This window comes from Actinacidiphila bryophytorum (assembly GCF_016916835.1).
Lineage (GTDB): Bacteria > Actinomycetota > Actinomycetes > Streptomycetales > Streptomycetaceae > Actinacidiphila > Actinacidiphila bryophytorum.
This window is the reverse complement of sequence record NZ_JAFFIX010000076.1, coordinates 1-677: the sequence shown is the minus strand read 5'-3', so window position 1 is coordinate 677 and position 677 is coordinate 1. Positions and strand designations below refer to the sequence as shown.

Genomic DNA, 677 nt, shown 5'->3' with positions numbered 1-677 from the left:
GCGCGGACGGTCGTCACGAGCCGGCCGGTCGTAACGCGGCCTGTCGTCACGGCGGTAGCCGCCACCGCCACCGGGGCGGTCGCCTTCGCGGCGCGGGCCGCGCGGGCGGTCGTCCCGCCGGTCGTCGCGGCGGTCATCACGAGGACGGTCGTCACGTCGGTCATCGCGGCGGAAGCCGCCACCGCTGGGACGGTTGCCGTCCCTGCGCGGGCCACCACTGCGGTAACCCCCGCGGTCGCCACCGCCGTTCGGGCGCGAGTCCCGGCGTTCGGGACGCTCGGGCCGGTCTTCAGGCGAGTTGGACATCGACGTGACTCCTCGGATCGTGCTGCTGTAGTACAAGTCTCCCGTAACCACGGGAAGGCTGCGCTCTGCGAACGCCGCAACAAAAAGACCCCTGGCCCCGGCGCGAAGGCCAGGACCAGGGGTCCGGAATGATTGTTCGGCGGTGTCCTACTCTCCCACAGGGTCCCCCCTGCAGTACCATCGGCGCTGAAAGGCTTAGCTTCCGGGTTCGGAATGTGACCGGGCGTTTCCCTAACGCTATGACCACCGAAACGCTATCGGGCAGGCCTCACCGCGCCGGTGAGACCTCGACAGTGTCCAAGCGAACAAGCACACTTTTCAGTTAAGTGAATCTGTTCAACCGGTGCGACTGTTCGCAACCCGGGAACCAA

1 protein-coding gene and 1 rRNA gene are annotated in these 677 nt (G+C 67.5%); both read right to left on the bottom strand.

Going from position 1 to position 677, the window contains the following annotated elements; translation table 11 throughout:
* The coding region (locus JT723_RS34660; protein ID WP_205048880.1) for a hypothetical protein at nucleotides 1-182 on the bottom strand (182 nt) is incomplete at its 3' end.
* A 258-nt stretch (nucleotides 183-440) separates the two neighbouring features.
* Nucleotides 441-557, bottom strand: a 5S ribosomal RNA gene (rrf, locus tag JT723_RS34655).
* Between the last annotated feature and the right edge of the window lie 120 nt (nucleotides 558-677).